Below are 1,625 nucleotides of genomic sequence, written 5' to 3' on the forward strand. Positions count from 1 at the left end.
CGTGAGCCCGTATTTCCATCTACCGGGGAACAGCCACCTTCCAAAGCTTGATTGTTTTTCAGGGCGACTCGCTCCCGCGATTACCCCATGTGGACGGCTTCTGCTCGCAGCATCGCATTGTCACACAAGGGAAGAGCCGTCGAAGTCTCTGCAGCCGTGATCGCGAAACCGCCCGCCGCATTTTTCACTTTTTATGACAAGTGGCCGAGCGTTGTGGCTGACTTCGTGCCGATCTCTCGGCAACGAATCTTCCAGGCGGCGGTTTGAGAACGCTCGCTGGTCTGGCTGTCGAGCTAAAAGCCGATCGATGACTGATCGACCGCCTGGATCCGTCCTTGCAACCCGGACCAGCCGATCAGACCGGGGCTGATCGCCATGCCGCGCGGCAGACACTAAGTGAAATTCTGCTTCATGCTCGTGCGGACATTTGAACTTGGCGGCCAGGGGCAGACAACAGGCCCGTCCGCTCTCTGTCTATCGCACTACCCCGCTGACTGCAAAATACCGGCCGTCGCGATAAACCAATGAACCGTCGTTGCCGATACTAATGCCGACGACCCGGCCGAGCACAATCACATGGCTGTGCCGCTCTATGGCCTCCTCAACCTCGCAGTCGATGGCCGCCGCCGCATCCTCAAGGACCGGCGCGCCGCTGATGAGTTGCGTCCATTCAGCACCGTGGTAACGGTCCGCGCCCATCAGCCCGCCTCGGCCGGCAAACTGATCCGCGAGCATCTCGTGGGCGTGGCCCAGGATGTTGACGCAAAAATGGCCGAATCGTGCAACGGCGCGCCATGTCGAGGAGGAACGATTGAGGGAAACAAGCATGCACGGCGGCACGATTGAGAGGGCTGTCGCCGAAGTAACAGTTGCTCCGGTACGGTCTTCGCCCTCCCCTGTGGTTATGACACTGACACCGGCGCCCAGCCTGCGCAATGCACACTTCAGACTATCGGAGTTCACCTGATAGTCCGGGCCATCGTTTGTAATTGCCTTGAAATCGAACGTGCGTACGGGAGGCTGGTCTGACATACCGTCGCTCCTTTGTTGAGGTTCGCTGTACTCGTATCAGCTGTAGTTTGGCTCCAAAAGCCTTTTCGCTCTATTCCAGGTTGCCCCGTCGAGCGCTCGACCAGGAACTGTCTTCGAAATGCGACCCTCGATAAAAACCTGCGGCGTTCACCCGTCGGGTTGTCGTTCGCTCAAGCGTGCCAGTTGGCGTAGAGGCGAATTGGCGAAGGTCCAGTCGTCCAGGGGTAACTGTTACCAGGGTAGAGGGGTCGGCGTTCCCGCTGCGGGTAACCTGCAGGTCTTCGATATACCGATTGCAAAATGTTCTCCCTATCCTGACCTTCTTTTGTCTCCATCAGGCGGTCTCATCAATCGGAACGAAAACAGCGGCCGCTCGGCGCATGTGAAGGTGATGTTGTTTATGCCTCAGTCGGCAAGATTGCAGAAATTGGTTGTTTGCATGGCAACCATCGGCCGCGTGGATGTCCAGCGGTGCCCTTCAAGCAGTTGCTTTTGCGAGCTGCGGATCTCCTATTCATCCAGCCCGAGTCTCTTGCGCAGGTCGGCATTTTCCGTGCGCAGTTTTTCCGCCAGAAGCTTACGGAGCCTCTGGT

At 57.9% G+C, this 1,625-nt stretch carries 1 protein-coding gene; it reads right to left on the bottom strand.

Annotated features, from left to right (window positions below):
* Positions 1 to 474: 474 nt before the first annotated feature.
* The gene (locus QN219_RS33705; RefSeq protein WP_284004750.1) at positions 475 to 1,032 is read right to left on the bottom strand and encodes a flavin reductase family protein; all 558 of its coding nucleotides are present in this window, start codon (positions 1,030 to 1,032) and stop codon (positions 475 to 477) included.
* Positions 1,033 to 1,625: the final 593 nt, after the last annotated feature.

This window comes from Sinorhizobium sp. 8-89, assembly GCF_030124325.1.
Lineage (GTDB): Bacteria > Pseudomonadota > Alphaproteobacteria > Rhizobiales > Rhizobiaceae > Sinorhizobium.